The sequence below is a fragment of the Methylophilus methylotrophus DSM 46235 = ATCC 53528 genome, from assembly GCF_000378225.1.
Lineage (GTDB): Bacteria > Pseudomonadota > Gammaproteobacteria > Burkholderiales > Methylophilaceae > Methylophilus > Methylophilus methylotrophus.
Window position 1 is genome coordinate 895756 of record NZ_KB905141.1, and the last position, 17803, is coordinate 913558.

Here is a 17803-nt window from a genome sequence, read left to right on the forward strand (position 1 = left end):
ATCATAAAAAGATGGCACAATAAAAAAGGCTTTGCAGTGCAAAGCCTTTTTTATTGCTGCTGTGATGGGTAATCTATTGTGCTGCCGGAGTCGCGGCTTCTAACGTGATCAACGTCTCATCCACGCCAGCAACCAGTGCCGCTGCGTCGGACTCAAGCGTAGGCGCATCCTCAATTGACTGATCAGCTTGCTCCAGTAATGGCGGCAATTCATCAATAGCTTCAGGTGTCATCTCGGCTGACTCACTGATTTCCGCAGCAGGCTCTACTGCCATTGTTGTATCAGTGGTCGCAGCTAGTGACTCGGTTTCAGTTGCAGACTCTACTACTTGTGTCGTTTCGTTAGCCCCTTCGATAGGCGCAGCCGATTGTAACAACACAGCATCAGCGCTTGAGGATGGCTGCAGGTCAGATTGAGCGGGCGCATCCTCCTCATCTGCAGGCTCAAACTCGTCTTGCAACAGTTCTTGAGGAACCAGCCCATCCTGAATCAGGCTGGCACGACGCTGCAGATAAGCATCACGCATAAATGCATAAGGATCAATAGATGCGTTATCAACCAAATCAGTCGCATCAAGCAATTGGGTACGTCTGTCCAGCAACTGAACTGCACGCACCTGGTTGTGGGCGCGGATTTGGCCGGTATTATGCAGGTAAGTGATCGGATCTGACGTCACAGTATCGATGAAAAGACCACTGGCATCACGCACGGTGCTTGGCCCGAGGATAGGCAGAACGAGGTAGGCACCCGAGCCCACTCCCCAGTAACCCAAGGTTTGACCAAAATCTTCCTGGTGCTTGGGGACATTGTCCATACTGGCAACATCAATAAATCCAGCGATACCAAAGGTAGAGTTGATCACAAAACGGCCAGCGTCCGTAAAAGCTTGGGCAAACTTCAGCTGCAACAAGTCGTTGACGATGGTCGTCAACGTGCCGAGGTTGCTGAAGAAGTTGCTGATGCCTGTACGCACAGGCGTAGGGGCGACAGCCTTATAGGCTTTTGCGACAGGCTTCATTGCATAGCGGTCAGCCACGTCGTTAAATTTATAGATTCCCCGGTTAATGCCTTCTAGCGGGTCTTTATTGGTTGTTGCACAACCAGAGACACCAGACAGGACTGCAATCAATACTATCGCTCTTAATTTTTTCATATTAGTCATTATATTCAGAAGCTGCTCAAGCGTACTTAAAATTTGTATCCCCAACGTTGTTGCTTGCAGTGTGTAATTCGTTAAGACCTGCCATCACTGTTAACGGATATCTCTTCTAAAAAATGAAGGAATATCTGTGAAATGGCCAGTAAACTATACCAGCATAGCCTTATCCCAAATTAACCATAACACGAAGTAAATCGTTTTTATTCTACATCAAATGTCATCTTTGCTTCACATTATTTTTGTATAGCCGCAAAGCCAGCTCGCGCTGTACTGCATGATCTACCACGGGCATGGGGTAATCCACAGCCGATGACTTATCGAACAAGCCTTTTTTATGAAAACGCGGATCCCATGGCGCATGAATTTGCTGCTCTCCCAGGTCTGCAAGTTCCGGTAAATATTTACGGATAAATTTACCTTGCGGATCAAATTTTTCTGATTGCGATTGCGGATTGAATATCCTGAAATAGGGTTGTGCGTCACAACCTGTCGAGGCTGCCCATTGCCAACCGCCATTATTGGCTGCAAAGTCAAAATCAATCAGTTTCTCGGCAAAGTAACGCTCACCCCAGCGCCAGTCGATCAGCAGGTCCTTGACCAGGAAACTGGCCACCACCATACGCAGGCGATTATGCATGTAGCCCGTTTGATTCAATTGCCGCATCGCAGCATCCACAATGGGGAAGCCCGTGCGCCCTTCGCACCAGGCTGCAAACCACTGTTTATCGTTAGGGAAAGGCAGCGATTCATATTCCGGTTTGTAAGATTTACCTTGCTGTAAATCTGGGCGGTGAAACAATACCTGGAAATAAAAGTCTCGCCAGATCAGCTCGCTTAACCAGGTGGCCGCGCCTTCGCTACCGGCTAAAGATAACTGCCAGGCCGCAGCACCTAATTGCCGGATGGAAATGGTGCCAAAACGCAAATGCACAGAGAGATAAGAAACCCCTTTGATGGCAGGATAGTTACGCGCATCGTCGTATTGGTCTATGCGATGCAAAAAATCTTTAAACAACTGCTGTGCGCCAGACATACCAGTGGGCAAGCGTAAGTCTACAAGGTTTGTGCGCTGAAAACCTAGTGACTCCAATGTCGGCATAGGCTCTGGATTAATCTGCGCAAGATGATTCAAATATCTTTTAACTGGATAAGCCTTGAGATAGAAGGCATTTAACTTGGCCAGGTGCGCATTTTTATAAGGGGTAAACACTCCATAAGGTTTTCCCGCTTGCGTCATGACCTCGTCCTGCTCAAACAAGACCTGGTCTTTAAACAAGTGTAGCGTCCGATTTGTTGCCAATAAAGTATTGGCAACCTCTTCATCACGTGCGATAGCGACTGGCTCGTAATCCTTGTTGGCAAACACTGCGGTAACTTGCAGTGTTTGCGCCAGCGCCGGGATCTCAACTTTTGCCCGACCGTGCAGCACAATCAAGTCAGCACCGTGCGCTTGCAGGGACTGTTTGAGTTCACGAACACTCTCCCAGATAAACTCTACCCTGCGGTCCTGTTTGTCTGCGAGATGATCCAGAATATCGGTATCAAACACGAAAGCGACATAGACTTGCGTATGGCGTTTCAATGCATGGTAAAGCGCAGCATGATCATCATCGCGCAAATCGCGACGCAACCAGACTAAAGCAGTGGACATGTTTATTCTCGGTGATAAGGATGACCGCTTAGAACAGTGTGGGCGCGGTAAAGTTGCTCGGCCAGCATGACGCGTACCATGCCATGCGGCATGGTCAATTTAGACAAGCTGAATAGCCATTGCGCCTGAGCTTTGAGCTGGGCATGCAAGCCATCCGCCCCGCCTATTACCAATGATACGTCGCAACCCATCTCTTGCCAGCTTTTGAGCTTTTCCGCCAGTTGCAAGGTGGTCACGGCCTGACCGCGTTCGTCCAGCGCAACCAGGTAATCTTTACCGGCCACTTCCAGGATGCGCTTGGCTTCTGCCTCTTGCACCACTTCGCTGTTCTTGCCGGAGGCACGTTTATCAGGTTTGATTTCGATGATGCGTGTTTCGAGCTCACGCGGCATGCGCTTCAGATACTCAGCGCATGCTGACTCTACCCAATCCGGCATTTTGTGGCCGACAGAGATAATATTGAGTTTCATGGCGTAATGATTGCATGAGAAAAGCGGAGGAAAGCATTGACACTGCTAAGTGTAGACCGGGGGACTACGCGACATGTGCGCACGTTCAGCACGCACACTACCATCAAAGATAAAAGTCGTTTAAGCAGCAGAGGCCGCACGGCGAGACTGAGACTCGCTCCACAGTTGTTCGATATTGTAGTAGGCGCGTGTGGTTGGCACCATGACATGAACGACAATGTCGCCCAAATCCACCAGCACCCACTCACCTTCTTTCTCGCCCTCGACACCGCGTGTATCTACGCCTTTTTGCTTGAGCTTTTCGCGCACGTTATCGGCAATCGCCTTGCATTGGCGAGTGGAGTTACCGCTGGCGACAACCATGTAGCTGGTCACTGCCGTCATATGACGCACATCCATGACAGTAATATCAAAAGCCTTAATATCTTCCAGCGCGTCAACAACGGCCAGCTTCATGTCCTCGAGAGACAACACATCAATGTTAGGTTGCATAGGCGTACTCAAAATCAGGCGGCTTGCGCGGGAATATGGTTTTTCTGTTCAACAATGCGGTTTTGCGCATCCACGTAGACCAGTTGCGGATGGTAATTGGACAGTTCGGCTTCGGTATATTGCGAATAACTGGCAATAATAATCAAATCATCCGGATCGGCTTTATGTGCAGCCGCACCATTGACTGAAATCACACCAGAATGACGCTCGGCACGGATGGCGTAAGTCGTAAAACGCTCACCATTGTTGATGTTGTAAATCTGGATTTGCTCATATTCGTGGATATTGGCAGCTTCCAGCAAGGCCTCATCAATCGCACAGCTGCCTTCATAGTGCAGCTCGCTATGCGTCACACGCACCCGATGCAGCTTTGATTTCAACATGGTTCTTTGCATTGCGTCCCTTCAGTCGAACTCCCGCTCGCGCGGAAAAGGTCGTAATTATAAAGTTATCAATGGCTTAGCGCAAAATAAATTTATAAAAAACACGCACTCTTTTTATCACACGCTGACTTCATAATTGTCGATCAGGCGCGTCTTACCCAGCCTGGCCGCCGCCAGGATGACCCAGTCCCGTGTCTGTGCATCCGGCAGGGTCAATGCATGTTGACGCCGAATTTCTACATAATCCACCTGCCAGCCCTGCTGTTTCAACTGCAAACTGGCTTGCTCACACAGCTCAACATAATCACGGCGCCCGGCGAGCAATGCATTTTTCATACTCAACAATTGCTGCTGCAACTGCGACGCCTGTTTTTTTTCTGCAGCCGTCAGATAACCGTTCCTGGAACTCATGGCCAACCCGGAAGGCTCACGCACGGTATCTCCGGCGATAATTTCAATGTCAAAGTTGAGCTGGCGCACCAAGGCCCGGATCACCATCAGTTGCTGGTAATCTTTTTTACCAAATACTGCCACCTGTGGCTTGACCATATTGAATAACTTGGCCACCACCGTCGCCACGCCAGCAAAATGCCCGGGGCGGCTAGCACCGCATAGGTCATCCGCTAGGGGTGGCGGCTGGATGACGATTTGCTGATGTAAATCCCTGCCATCAAAATCCGGGTACATTTCCTCTACGGCTGGTGCAAACACGACCTCTGCGCCTACGGACTGCAGCTTTTCGCAATCAGACGACAATGTACGTGGATAACTGCCAAAATCCTCATTGGCTCCAAATTGCAACGGGTTCACAAAAATACTGACTACCACCAAGTCGGCATGACTTTTGGCCAGCGTGACCAACTGGCAGTGCCCGGCGTGCAAATTGCCCATGGTGGGGACAAATCCAACCCGCTGATCTGAGCGGCTGTCAAGGAAGGCGCGCAATTCGCGCAAGGTATGAAACAACTGCATGAATTAACTGTTTGATCCATCAAAACCATGATGCTAGCAATATATCACAGAGACATTTTTTAAAGCCGGTACTTGCCATATCGTCGACCCGATAATTGACAAGTAAGTGAATCCACGTCTATAGTCACTTTTGCAATGTTGCTAACGATAACAATTGAGGGAACGAGTAATGAGTGTCATGTCTGAATTTAAACAGTTTGCGCTAAAAGGCAATGTCATGGACCTGGCAGTCGGTGTCATTATCGGCGGCGCTTTTGGCAAGATTGTGGGCTCCATGGTCGACGACATCATCATGCCGGTGGTCGGCAAAATTTTTGGTGGGTTTGATTTCAGCAACTTATACGTCCCACTCAACGGACAATCAGCTGACCTGGCCCTAGCTGAAGCCAAAAAACTGGGAGCAGTCCTAGCCTACGGTAACTTTATCACCATCGTGCTGAACTTCGTCATCCTGGCATTCATTATCTTCCAGATGGTCAAGTTCATGAACACCCTTAAGCAGGCAGAACCACCTCCACCGCCTGCTGCAACACCGGAAGATATTGTGTTGTTACGTGAAATCCGTGACAGCCTGAAAAAATAATTTTGAAGCCATTCAAAGATAAAGGGCGCCGTGGCGCCCTTTGTCATATCATGAGTCCAGAATTCAGGAGTGCGGAATTCACTGGACCGAAATTAAAGATCGGCAGGATTAGGTTGCACCTCATAGCTCTGACCTGAACTGTTATCAGACCCATCGTTATTCAGGAATACCACCACACTCACCTGGTCATCAATCAGATCAAGCTCAGTTGTCTGGTAATAAGCGCCCTGCGCGTCTTTGTTAATATTGTGATAATGCCAGATCGAAGCCACCACACGTCCACTGTCTTTTAACTTCACATCCTCTGCACGTGCAGGCTCTCCTAATAAAGCGACTAGTTGCGAGCGATTAAGCTTGCCAACCGCATCAACGAATCCCTGCTCGTCCTCAGGAAACTTTCCACCACTGCCATCTGCTAACGCCATCGCACTCACAGACAATAACGCGACTGCCAACCACCCGTTCAACCAAGTTTGTGCTTTCATCATCACTCTCCTTTTATATTGATACTGTGGCAATTAAAACGACGATAGGTTCCTGAAATCTCTCGGGCCTGTTAACGCTATTTCAATTGTCGATGTTGCCTCTGTCCTCAGTGCTATCAAGGCGTGAGAAGCGCAGATTGGTTATTCCCAACAAATGCCGAACAACGCGGAGAGCGCTGATGACAGAGGTAACCCTGCGGGCTGGAGTCATTTATTCGCTGCGCTACGTGATGTAGCCAGCTACACCAAATCTATTCCTGCGACTCTTTCCGCCTTGCGTAACAAATAAATGCTCCCCAGCAGCGGCAACTGAAATAGCATTAACAGGCCTAGACAGACTCAATGGGATACGCCTCTTCCGGCAACTGTTCGACCAGCAATACATGTACGCGTCGGCTGTCTGCATGCACGACAGTCACACTCAGGTTATCAATACGAATATGCTCACCGCGTTTGGGTAAATGGCCGAAATGATTAACGACCAGACCGCCTACGGTAGAAAACTCTTCATCACTGAATTCAGTACCGATTGCTTCATTAAACTCTGGAATCTCGGTTAATGCCTTGACGCGGTACTTACCAGGTTCCTGCTGGATAATATTACTTTCGTCTTCGTCATCATCGTATTCATCTTCGATGTCGCCAACAATTTGCTCAAGCACATCTTCAATCGTGACCATACCGGCCACACCGCCGTATTCATCTACCACAATGGCGATATGGTTACGGTTGCTGCGGAATTCCTTGAGCAACACATTCAGGCGTTTGGACTCGGGGATAAAGACGGCCGGGCGCAACATGTCACGCAGTTCGAATGTTTCATGCGCGTAATAACGCAATAAATCCTTGGCCAGCAAGATGCCGATCACATCGTTTTTATTATCTTCAATGACAGGAAAACGCGAATGCGCAGTTTCAATCACAAACGGCAAAAAACTTTCGGGCGGCTGAGCAATGTCAATGACATCCATTTGTGAGCGCGGAATCATGATATCCCGCACCTGCATTTCACTGACCTGCAGGACACCTTCAATCATGGCCAGCGAATCGCCGTCCATCAGGTGATTTTCGTAAGCCCCGTGCAGCAACTCAACCAGTTGCTCCCTATCTTCTGGCTCGCGCAAAAGAAAGTGGCTTAATCGTTCTAAAAGAGAGGGTTTATGAGACAACTTATCCGGCTCTGAAGCCATATGTACTGCTGAAACCAGCATCCTGTATAACGTGTTAATCTAAGCATACATGAAAATGGATGGCAATGTCACCTTCAAGCCAGTAGACGCCTCATTTGCAGCAAGATTTGTATTATCGGTCGCGTCAATAACGGTATAAACATTTAAATTCTGCTAAATTAATGCCTATGTTGAATCGTCTACGTCGCACGCTATCTTACCTAGGCCAATCTGTTGCATTCAAGATTACCGCCGGACTCATTGTCTTTTATTTTTTATTTGCCTGGCTGGCGGTCAACCCATTGGCAAAATGGCTAGTGCCTAAGTTGGCACAAAGCCAACTGGCCAGCCAGGCCAGTGTGGAAAAGGTCACATTCGACCCTTTTAGCCTGACAGCGACCATCGAAAAGCTGTCTTTGACAGAAAAAAACGGCGCCCCACTAGCGGCGTTTGACAAACTGGTTGTTGACCTGGAAGCCAGCGGCCTGTTTAGCTGGGCCTGGAAACTCAAACATATTGCCCTGACAGCGCCACGCGTCAATGTGCATATCTCCCAGCAAGGAAAACTCAACTGGGCCGACCTGATTGCAAAACTCAATGAAGACCCGTCACCGCCAAACCAGGACCTGCCGCGTGTCATCATTGAAAACATCACCATCAGCCAGGGCGATATTGAATACCTGGATGCACACCATGGCGAGCCACTGCAAGCTTCGCTCAAGCCGCTGGACTTCACACTGGAAGGTTTCTCGACCTTACCCAAAGACCGCGGCGATTACCTGATTGCGGCAAAACTGCCTTACCAGGGCGGCACCTTGAAATGGAAAGGGAATGTTGGCGTCAACCCTCTCGCCTCACAAGGCACATTAGCCATTGAAGCATTGCAAATTGCCAAAATCATGCAATGGGTGAATCCCGGCACCCTGCCATTCCAGGCACAGGCAGGGACGTTTTCCAGTGAATTCAATTACGATTTCTCCATGCCTAACCGGCAACCCAAACTATTGCTGGCTGACATCCGCCTGCATGTAAAAGCGCTGGAAGGGACATTGGAGCCAGACGATAAACTTGCCCTCAAACAGTTGGAAGTCACCGCCAAACGCCTAGCTTTGAATCAGCAAACACAGTTAGCCATCGATACTGAAAACATCCGTATTCAACTGGATGATTTTAAACTGCAAAAGCCACAGGGTGATGTGTCGATGGCTAGCGGCAACCTTGAGTTGCCTAAACTTGCTTTTAAACAAGACAAAGAAACGCAACTTAATTTTGACAAGCTGGACTTGAATCTTCGTCAGCTGCAGATTCAACATGCGCAGAAAACCTTGTTCCTGTTACCAGAGCTGGCCATCAGCCATGCCAGCCTCAACCTGGCAGAACGCCAGGCCAATATCGCCAATATCGCGTTGAACAATGGGCAGTTATCTGCCACACAAAACCCTGGGGGGACTTTGGACTGGCAGCAGGTATTTGCTGAGTCAGAGGCAAAAGCGCCTACCAGTAGCCAAAGTCCTGTAGCCAAAGCAGAAAATAACAATACCCCTTTCCATTTTGCTATTGGCGATATCAGCCTTGCACACTGGCAGCTCTCTTACACTGACCAGCAGTTCGCCAGCCCCCTGCAGGCCACCGTGGGAGACCTTAACCTGAACCTGGCCGTTGACAACCAGTCAGGGCTGGCACTGAAAAATATGCAGCTTGATGCTTCACAATTCACTCTGCAGTCAGACAAAAAGCCTGTCGCACAACTGGGAAAACTGACAGTTGCTCATGGACAGCTTGCCCTGGACCAGCAAAAAATAGAGATTGGCAGTATTCAGCTCAGTGGACTCAAAACGGCTGTCATCCGACAAGCTAACCAACAATTAAATTGGCAAATCATATTAAGCTCTGCAAGCCATGTCGCGACAACATCAGTGGCACGCTCTTCGTCATCACAAACGACTGCACCAGCATCAAAACCCTGGGGATTTGCTCTGAAACGCTTGGCTTTACAACAGGCAGATGTGCATATTGAGGATCAGTCTACGCCTACACCTGTCGTACTGGATGTGGTGGATGGCAAGATTGAGCTCTCAGACCTCAGTCAGAACCTGACTCGCTGGCAGCCGATCAAGGCCGGTTTCAAGGTTAAGCAAGGCGGTCAATTTAATCTGCAAGGCAAGCTGGCTGCGGCCCCATTTAAAACCGATATGCTATGTTCACTGACAGATTTATCACTGAAACCGTTTGCGCCTTATCTCCAGCAAGTCGCCTTACTGCGGCTGGAAAACGGCGCCGCCAGTGTACAGGGCAAACTACAGCAAACCACTAATGGTGCCACCAACTTTGACGGCGGCTTTAGCATCAACCAATTATCCATTATTGAAGAAGACAGCCAGCAACCCTTCTTGCGCTGGGAGAAACTACAAGGCGACGGGCTGGCGCTTTCGTTGACACCGAATAAATTGCAAATCAGCACACTGACATTGAGCAAACCCCAAACCAAATTTATTATTTACCCGGACCGCAGCCTAAACATTACCAAGCTGATGCGCAGTCCAGCGCCAGCCACCAGCTTACCTGCAGATCAAAACACGACTGCCACACCTCCAGCAGCAGGCAAACATCCGGCAGTGGCAAACACTGCCAGCGATACTCAGGAAGGCAGTTTTCCTGTCGGGATTGATAGTGTGCGCATTCAGAATGCCGAACTGGAATTTGCCGACTTGTCATTGCCGCAACCATTTGGCACAAATATTCACAGCCTGGGTGGCGTCATCAACGGCATTTCCAGCAATCCGACATCGACTGCTCAGGTGGAAATGGATGGTAAGGTGGATGACTACGGTGCTGCGCGTATCCGTGGCTCACTACAGCCATTTAAAACTACCGAATTCACAGACATCAAGCTCGCATTCACCAACCTCGAAATGAACCGCTTAACGCCCTACTCTGGCAAATTTGCCGGGCGCAAGATTGAGTCCGGCAAGCTATCGGTCGATCTGGAATACAAAATCAAACAACGCAAACTGGCTGGTGAAAATAAATTTGTTATCAACAAACTGACCTTGGGGGAGCGCGTTGACAGCAAAGATGCCGCCAACCTGCCTCTCGATTTGGCGATCGCCATCCTCGAAGACGGTGATGGTGTGATTGACCTGGATTTACCCGTCAGCGGCAGCTTGGATGACCCCAAGTTCAGTCTGGGTGGCATCCTATGGAAAGCATTTACCAATGTAGTGACCAAAATTGTGACGGCGCCTTTTAGTGCGCTGGGCAAGCTCTTTGGCGGCGGTGAAAAACTCGAAGCGATTACCTTTGACCCGGGCAGTTCAACGGTTTCGCCACCCGAGCTGGAAAAACTACACTCTGTGAGTAACGCGCTTGGCAAACGCCAGCAACTCAAGCTGGGCATTGTGCCCGGCTATGACGTGGCAGCAGACACCCGCGCCATTCAGGAAACTACCTTGCGCAAACAGGTTGCAGAAGAAGTTGGCGTCAAACTGGAAGCAGGTCAGGCCGCTGGGCCGATTGATCTCAACAATCCCAAGGTGCAGTCTGCGATAAAGACATTGCATGACCGTTTAACCAACAAGGGGTTGCTGAAGCGTCTGGCTTCGAAATTAGAAAAGACGCCTGCCGGTTTTTATGAGCAAGCACAAGAAACGCTAACCAAAAGCATACAGGTATCGGAAGCAGATTTGCAGACGCTGGCTCACAACCGGGCAGCAGCGATTCAAAAAGCGCTTATCGAATCAGGTGTTAGCCAGGAGCGCGTTGCTATCACGAATCCAGCGACAGTGAAAGCAGATAGTGATCATGTTCCAACCAAACTCACCCTGGAGGTCATCAAGCATTAAAAATATGAGCAGCTACTTGCTGCTCAAGCGGTCATTACATGATGATGACCGCCAATAACTGCTGGAAAAAACGCAGCACTGGCGACAGCAAAATACCAAGAATGCCGGTAAACAACAAAGCGATCAGGATAAACATGCCATAGCGTTCGATCTGGGCAAATTTGATCGCGGCTTTCATCGGCAACAAACTTACCGCAATGCGTCCACCATCCAGCGGTGGCAATGGAAACAGATTCAGCACTAACAATACCAAATTAATCTGTATACCAGCCACGCTCATTTGTGACAGATACGCTTGTGCAGACTCAGGAAACAACCCCACCCTGGCCAACAATAACCCCCAGCCTATGGCCATGACAAAATTGGAAGCAGGCCCTGCAAGCGCCACCCACAACATATCCTGTTTAGGACGCCGTAACTGGCCAAAATTGACCGGCACGGGCTTGGCCCAGCCAAACAAAACACCCCCGAGCATAATGCTCAAGGCGGGGAGCAAAATGGTTCCAATCGGATCAATATGTTTGAAAGGATTGAGGGTAATCCTGCCCATGCGCTCTGCGGTCAGGTCACCAAAATATTTGGCAGCATAGCCGTGGGCAGCCTCATGCACTGTAATCGCAAACAGGATAGGCAAGGCATACGCGGCAATTTTTTGTACAACAGTCAGTTCTTCCATGCATACTTCCAAAAAACATTAAGGCCAGGGTGCGACACCTGCACGCACAAGCTCAGGAGGGTCTTGCGTCAAATCCAATACAGTCGTTGCCCCGACATGCACAATATCACTGTCTATCACGGCGTCAATCTGATGCTCCAGGGTTTCGCGGATTTCCCAGCCTACAGACATTGGTGTCTCATCCCCTGGCAACTGCAAGGTCATGCTGAGCATGGACGAGTCTAACGCCTCCAGCAAAGCTTGCGTCACGATATGCTTGGGTACACGCAGGCCAATGGTGCTGCGTTTGGGATGCTGCAAGCGGCGCGGCACTTCGCGGCTGGCTTCAAGCAAAAAGGTATAAGCGCCGGGGGTCAACGCTTTCAGTAGGCGGAACTGACTATTATTGACTTTAGCGTAAGTGCCAATCTCAGCCAGGTCACGGCAAATCAGCGTAAAAGGATGTTCGTCATCTACCCCGCGTAAGCGGCGGATACGCGTTTGCGCGTCCTTGAACTCCATAAGACAGACGAGTGCATAGCTGGAATCCGTGGGACAGGCCAGCACGCCTCCCTGCTTCAATAATTGTACTGCTTGCTGGATAAGCCTGAACTGCGGATTCTCCGCATGAATAATAAAATACTGTGCCATAACGACTATTGTAACTGACTGGCTTCTGGCCAATCCTGCCAAACAGGCACGCAACCTGAAGGCAAAGCTGGCAAACGTCCCATCTCCATAAATGATAGTCCTGGCCCGTGGTAATCAGACCCTTGTGAAGCCTTTAAATCAAACCGATGTGCCAGCTTGGCAAACTGCTCATATTGCGGCGGCTGGTGACTGCCAGTCACCACTTCAATTGCCGCACCGCCCAGGTTCCTGAATTCATGTAATAACAAATGCATATTCACAAATCCCAGGTCATAACGGCCAGGATGTGCAAGCACGGCCACCCCGCCACTGTCTCGGATTAGTGTCAGTGCATGTTCCAGGCTCATCCACTCGTGATTGACGTAGCCAGGCCTACCTTTCACCATGTATTTCTTGAACACGGTCTTGATATTTTTGGCATACCCATGCTTCACCATGAATTGGGCAAAATGACTGCGCGTCATGACGCTGTTACCTGCAATTTCTTTTGCGCCTTCGTATGCACCTGAGATGCCAGCTTTTGCCAATCCATCGGCAATTTCACGGGCACGCGCCTCACGCGCTTCCCTCACCTGTTGAAAAGCCATCAGTAACGCCGAGTTTTCCACATCCACACGCAAGCCCACCACATGCAATGTACGTTTTTTCCAGGTCACCGAAATTTCGACCCCATTGATTAAAGCAATACCATGCTGCTCGGCGGCTGCATGGGCCCTCGCCAGCCCACTCACTTCATCATGGTCAGTCAGCGCCAGCACACGCACGCCTTTGCTGGCGGCATGCGCGACAAGGTCTTCAGGGCTCAGCAAGCCATCCGACATGGTGGAATGACAATGTAAATCGATGGGGACTGACATGATCGATAATGATGACATCGCTGGTTAGAGGGGAGGTGCCATAAAATAGGCAACCTTTACATTTCGACAGAAATCATAGCAAAATAGTGCCCTTACAGATAGCAGGAATTCAGTCGCCTGAAGCCAGTCATGCAAGTCATTACCGATTTATTGCCCGTCATCCTCTTTTTTATCGCCTACAAAAAAGCCGGGATTTTTACTGCCACAGCGGTCGCCATGATCAGTACATTGGTGCTCATGCTGATACTATGGATCAAACGCGGCAAAATAGACAAAATGCTGATGATCAATGGCGCAGTCATCACCGTACTAGGCGGGATTACGCTATTGCTGCATGACAAAACCTACATCATGTGGAAACCGACCGCTATTTACTGGATAGGCGCACTGGCATTACTATTCAGTCGGTATATTTTCAAACGCAACCTGATTGAAAGCATGTTAGGCAAATTGATGGCGCCGCCATCAGCCATCTGGGACAGGCTAAACCTGTGCTGGATTACTTTCCTGGTAGGCATGGGCATTTTAAACCTGTATATCGCATTCCACTTCAGTGAAGAAAACTGGGTCAACTTCAAATTGTTTGGCGCCACCAGCCTGATGTTTTTATTTATTATTGCGCAGGTGTTTATGTTAAAAGATCACTGGATTGAACAAAATACCCCTTCTGCCTGACTAAGAGAAAACGCTATGCTTTACATGATTTACGCACAGGACACGCCCAACAGCTTGTCACTACGCTTGGAGCATCGTCCGCCACATTTGGCACGCTTGCAGCAATTGCAAAGCGAAGGCCGCCTGGTGCTAGCCGGTCCTTTGCCAGCGATAGACAGCGTAGATCCCGGCGAAGCCGGTTTTAGCGGCAGTCTGATTGTGGCAGAATTTGATTCATTGCAAGCCGCCACCGACTGGGCCAACGACGATCCTTTTGTACATGCAGGCGTATACGGCCAGGTGCTGGTCAAACCGTTCAGAAAAACCTTGCCATAAATGCTTCACACAGAAATTGAACAGCGTTTGCAAGCGCTAGCGCCTGAACAACTGGAGATTCAGGATGACAGTGAACTTCACCGTGGGCATGCAGGAAACACAGGCGGCGGGCATTTCACCATCAAGGTAAAAAGCTCGCTATTTTCAGGAAAATCACAGATAATGCGCCATCGCATGGTATATCAATGTTTGCAAGATTTAATGCCTCATCGCATACACGCGCTCAGTATTCAGGCCCTATCGACTGATGAGTCATTTATTTGAAACAATCCTGTTTTTTAATATCGCACCAATTCAAATCGTTATATAAGGATATTGCATGAAATTTTTGAAAGTAATGTTGGCGATTGCTTGCTTTAGCGCATTGCCACATGTGTATGCGGCCGATGCCGATGCGGTTGCCACAGTGAACGGCAAGCCGATTAAAAAATCCTGGGTAGATTTCATTTTGAAAGATGCCGAAGCACGCACCGGCCAGAAAGCCAACGATGGCATGAAAGCTGCCGTGGTCAACGAACTGGTAGGTTCTGAACTGGCTTACCAGGAAGCGCAAAAAGCCGGCATCGACAAACAACCGGATTTTATCGCCAGCGAAGAACTGGCCCGCCGCAAGTTGCTGGTAAACGCGTTCCTGGCCGACTTTATCAGAAAAAATCCGGTGACCGATGCCGAGAAAAAAGAAGGCTACGAGCAATATAAAAAAGAACTGGGCGACAAAGAATATAACGCTCGCCATATCCTGGTAAAAACAGAGGCTGAAGCCAAGGCGATTATTGCTGACCTGAAAAAAGGCACAGACTTTGCCAAAATTGCCAAAGAAAAATCTCAGGACCCAGGTTCTAAAGACAAAGGCGGCGATCTGGGCTGGTTCTCTCCGGCTGGCATGGTCAAACCATTTGCTGAAGCTTTGGTAGGCCTGAAAAAAGGCGAAACAACGCCTGAGCCTGTGCAATCTCAATTCGGCTGGCACGTGATCAAACTGGTTGATACCCGCGCACTGCAAGCACCTCCTTACGAAAAAGTACAAGAAGGCATTGAGCGCACATTGCAACAGCGCAAACTTGAAAAATACATGTTGAGCCTGAAAGACAAAGCCAAAATCGATGTCTCTGGCCTCGAGAAGAAATAATCCAAGCACTACTCAAACGCAATAAAAAAGCCAGTTCCAACTGGCTTTTTTATTTCATACCCACTGACTTCCAAAGCAATGAGCGAGTTTAAGCACATCTATCGCTGACAGAAATATTTCTTTGCCGATCAATCTAAGATAAAATCAAGAATTATTCTCATTTGTAACGCCTACATGCATCTAGACGCACTCAAACCTGGCCAGACGGCCATCATTGATCGCATCCATGCCGAACAAGCACTGTCACAACGCTTGAGTGCACTGGGGTTCAGGTCCGGCAAGCAACTGGAAGTCATCCGCCAGGCGGCTTTTAATGGCCCACTGCATGTGCGCATAGGCTCAACAGATGTGATCATCCGTCTGCAGGATGCTAAAACCATACACTTGCACCCACTCCCGCATCAAAAAGAATCCACCACTGTATGAAACGTGTTGCCCTGCTCGGTATGCCCAACACGGGCAAATCAACCCTGTTCAATCGCTTAAGTGGCGCTTCTGCGCGGGTCGGTAACTGGCCTGGGATCACCGTCGACTTGATGAGTGCAAAGATATTACTTGGCGGCCATATTGCCGAGCTGGTTGATTTACCAGGCCTGTATGACCTACATGGCTTTTCGGATGACGAGCACGTGGTTCGCCATTTCCTGAGCCATCATGCTGTCGACCTGGTGCTGATTATCCTTAACAGCGCGCAGATTGACCGCCAATTATCACTGGCATTGCAGATTCGCTCACTAGGCTTACCCGCCCTACTGTTGCTGAATATGGAGGATGAAGCCAAGCGCGCCGGCATCACGATTGACGCGCAGGCCATGAGCAAGCAATTAGGCATACCTGTGCGTACCATCAGCGCCAAATATGGACAAGGTTGCCCTGAAGCACTACAGCTGGCAGCACAAACGATATTGCAGCAACCCAATTTAGTGACGCCGCAAACCATCGCCCACAAACTGGAAATGGAAAATGCCATTGAGCAGGAAATGCACCAGATTATTGACCGTACCGTGCATTTCCCGTTGCAGCTCAATCACAGCCTGACCGACCGCCTGGATAAAGTGCTGCTACACCCGTGGCTGGGCCTGCCGCTCTTCCTGTTATCGGTTTTCCTGTTGTTCCAGTTTATTTTTACTGTTGGCGCCCCGTTACAAGAAGGCATGGGCTGGCTGTTTGATAGCCTGCGCAGCGAATTGCTGGAACCAGTACTGACCAGCTTACCCTCCTGGTTAAACGGCCTGTTGCTGGATGGCTTGTATACCGGGTTTAGTACCGTGGCAGCATTTGTACCGATTATCGTGCTGTTTTTCCTGGTCATGAGTATGGTGGAAGACAGTGGCTACCTGTCACGCGCGGCCTTCCTGATGGATACGCTGATGGCAAAAATGGGGCTGGATGGCCGCGGTTTTGTCATGATGCTCATGGGCTTCGGCTGCAACGTGCCTGCCCTGATGGGCACCCGCGTCATGCGTAGCCGTCCCATGCGACTACTGACCATGCTGACCATTCCACTTTCGCTGTGTTCAGCCAGGTTGCAGGTGTTCTTGTTTATCATTGCCATCCTATTCCCGCCCTCACAAGCAGCGCTGGTACTATTCTCACTCTACATGGTGAGCTTTGCGACTATTTTTATCACAGCCATCCTGTTTAAAAGCAAATTTTCCAGCCGCGAACCGTTTGTGCTGGAACTCCCGCCCTACCGCTTTCCGACGCCGCAACAAATCTGGATGCGTGGTTGGCAGGAAGTGAAACACTTCCTGGCGCGTGCCACCAAATTTATTGTCATTGGTGTGATCATGGTCTGGATGCTCACACATTTACCCACCACAGCGGTCCCGGCAAGCCCGGACACATGGGCAGGCAGTATAGGTAGATTCTTTGCACCCGTGCTGGACCCGATAGGCATTGATACCGAGCTAGCGATTGCCCTGATTTTTGGCTTTGTGGCCAAAGAAATTGTAGTCGGCTCACTGGCGGTGATCTACGGCTTGCAGGGAGATGCTCTGAGTCATCAGATTGCAGCCAATATTGATTGGGTGCAAGGCATGAGCTTTATGCTGTTTACGCTGATTTACACGCCCTGCCTATCCACCATTGCCACACTTAAATCCGAAAGCAAAAGCAGCGGGTTTATGTGGCTCTCGCTTGGCTGGTCACTGGGCCTGGCCTGGATCGTCAGCTTCCTGTTCTATCAAAGCGTTCGCGCACTGGGTTACTAGTCCTATCGGCGACAGTTTTAATAGCCACTTGCGTGTGGCCGTTTTTGTTGATTAGACCTGCGAGAAAACGCGCTTTCTGTTAAAATAACGGTTTGAATTTTC

At 49.5% G+C, this 17803-nt stretch carries 19 protein-coding genes; 8 read left to right on the plus strand and 11 right to left on the minus strand.

Annotated features, from left to right (window positions below):
* Positions 1-73: 73 nt before the first annotated feature.
* From F463_RS0104375 to panC, 6 genes are all read right to left on the minus strand, one after another.
* A complete protein-coding gene (locus tag F463_RS0104375) occupies positions 74-1153 on the minus strand; it encodes an MlaA family lipoprotein (protein ID WP_018985835.1) in 1080 nt (359 codons plus the stop codon).
* A gap of 223 nt (positions 1154-1376) precedes the next feature.
* The gene (locus F463_RS0104380; protein ID WP_018985836.1) at positions 1377-2810 is read right to left on the minus strand and encodes a cryptochrome/photolyase family protein; all 1434 of its coding nucleotides are present in this window, start codon (positions 2808-2810) and stop codon (positions 1377-1379) included.
* A gap of 2 nt (positions 2811-2812) precedes the next feature.
* Complete coding sequence (gene rlmH, locus F463_RS0104385; RefSeq protein ID WP_018985837.1) at positions 2813-3280, minus strand: 23S rRNA (pseudouridine(1915)-N(3))-methyltransferase RlmH; 468 nt, start codon at positions 3278-3280, stop codon at positions 2813-2815.
* 120 nt (positions 3281-3400) lie between these two features.
* Positions 3401-3772, minus strand: coding sequence for a ribosome silencing factor (rsfS, locus tag F463_RS0104390; protein WP_018985838.1), 372 nt, complete (start codon positions 3770-3772; stop codon positions 3401-3403).
* 14 nt (positions 3773-3786) lie between these two features.
* Positions 3787-4167, minus strand: coding sequence for an aspartate 1-decarboxylase (gene panD, locus F463_RS0104395; protein ID WP_026295295.1), 381 nt, complete (start codon positions 4165-4167; stop codon positions 3787-3789).
* Positions 4168-4272: 105 nt separating this feature from the next.
* Positions 4273-5127 carry a pantoate--beta-alanine ligase gene (gene panC, locus F463_RS0104400; RefSeq protein WP_018985840.1) on the minus strand — a complete coding sequence of 285 codons (855 nt, stop codon included), beginning with the start codon at positions 5125-5127 and terminating at the stop codon, positions 4273-4275.
* 169 nt (positions 5128-5296) lie between these two features.
* Between panC and mscL the strand changes: the two genes are divergently transcribed.
* Entirely contained in the window at positions 5297-5710 is a 414-nt protein-coding gene (mscL, locus tag F463_RS0104405) for a large conductance mechanosensitive channel protein MscL (protein WP_018985841.1), read from the plus strand.
* A gap of 92 nt (positions 5711-5802) precedes the next feature.
* Here mscL and F463_RS0104410 read toward each other — a convergent pair whose 3' ends face one another.
* Positions 5803-6198: a hypothetical protein gene (locus tag F463_RS0104410; RefSeq protein WP_245545129.1), complete on the minus strand. Its 396-nt coding sequence runs from the start codon at positions 6196-6198 to the stop codon at positions 5803-5805.
* Positions 6199-6524: 326 nt separating this feature from the next.
* Positions 6525-7385 carry a CorC family transporter gene (locus F463_RS0104415; RefSeq protein ID WP_026295296.1) on the minus strand — a complete coding sequence of 287 codons (861 nt, stop codon included), beginning with the start codon at positions 7383-7385 and terminating at the stop codon, positions 6525-6527.
* Positions 7386-7552: 167 nt separating this feature from the next.
* Here F463_RS0104415 and F463_RS0104420 point away from each other — a divergent pair, with 167 nt between their 5' ends.
* Positions 7553-11206, plus strand: coding sequence for a DUF748 domain-containing protein (locus F463_RS0104420; protein WP_018985844.1), 3654 nt, complete (start codon positions 7553-7555; stop codon positions 11204-11206).
* 34 nt (positions 11207-11240) lie between these two features.
* On the opposite strand, the gene F463_RS0104425 is transcribed toward F463_RS0104420, so the two are convergent.
* The 3 genes from F463_RS0104425 to F463_RS0104435 are packed head-to-tail and all read right to left on the minus strand — an operon-like array spanning position 11241 to position 13369.
* On the minus strand, positions 11241-11882 hold the full coding sequence (locus F463_RS0104425) for a site-2 protease family protein (protein ID WP_018985845.1): 642 nt from the start codon (positions 11880-11882) through the stop codon (positions 11241-11243).
* An 18-nt stretch (positions 11883-11900) separates the two neighbouring features.
* Entirely contained in the window at positions 11901-12512 is a 612-nt protein-coding gene (locus F463_RS0104430; RefSeq protein ID WP_018985846.1) for an L-threonylcarbamoyladenylate synthase, read from the minus strand.
* A gap of 5 nt (positions 12513-12517) precedes the next feature.
* Positions 12518-13369 (minus strand): PHP domain-containing protein, encoded by an 852-nt coding sequence (locus tag F463_RS0104435; protein ID WP_026295297.1) that lies wholly within the window; start codon positions 13367-13369, stop codon positions 12518-12520.
* Positions 13370-13498: 129 nt separating this feature from the next.
* Between F463_RS0104435 and F463_RS0104440 the strand changes: the two genes are divergently transcribed.
* The 6 genes from F463_RS0104440 (at position 13499) to feoB (ending at position 17701) form a co-directional block, all read left to right on the plus strand.
* Positions 13499-14044: a septation protein A gene (locus F463_RS0104440; RefSeq protein WP_018985848.1), complete on the plus strand. Its 546-nt coding sequence runs from the start codon at positions 13499-13501 to the stop codon at positions 14042-14044.
* 15 nt (positions 14045-14059) lie between these two features.
* Positions 14060-14359 carry a YciI family protein gene (locus F463_RS0104445; RefSeq protein WP_018985849.1) on the plus strand — a complete coding sequence of 100 codons (300 nt, stop codon included), beginning with the start codon at positions 14060-14062 and terminating at the stop codon, positions 14357-14359.
* Positions 14360-14623 carry a BolA family protein gene (locus F463_RS0104450; RefSeq protein WP_018985850.1) on the plus strand — a complete coding sequence of 88 codons (264 nt, stop codon included), beginning with the start codon at positions 14360-14362 and terminating at the stop codon, positions 14621-14623.
* A 55-nt stretch (positions 14624-14678) separates the two neighbouring features.
* On the plus strand, positions 14679-15488 hold the full coding sequence (locus F463_RS0104455; RefSeq protein ID WP_018985851.1) for a peptidylprolyl isomerase: 810 nt from the start codon (positions 14679-14681) through the stop codon (positions 15486-15488).
* 174 nt (positions 15489-15662) lie between these two features.
* Complete coding sequence (locus F463_RS0104460; protein ID WP_018985852.1) at positions 15663-15914, plus strand: FeoA family protein; 252 nt, start codon at positions 15663-15665, stop codon at positions 15912-15914.
* Entirely contained in the window at positions 15911-17701 is a 1791-nt protein-coding gene (gene feoB, locus F463_RS0104465) for a ferrous iron transport protein B (RefSeq protein ID WP_018985853.1), read from the plus strand. The genes F463_RS0104460 and feoB overlap by 4 nt, the downstream gene beginning before the upstream one ends.
* The last annotated feature ends 102 nt before the right edge of the window (positions 17702-17803 follow it).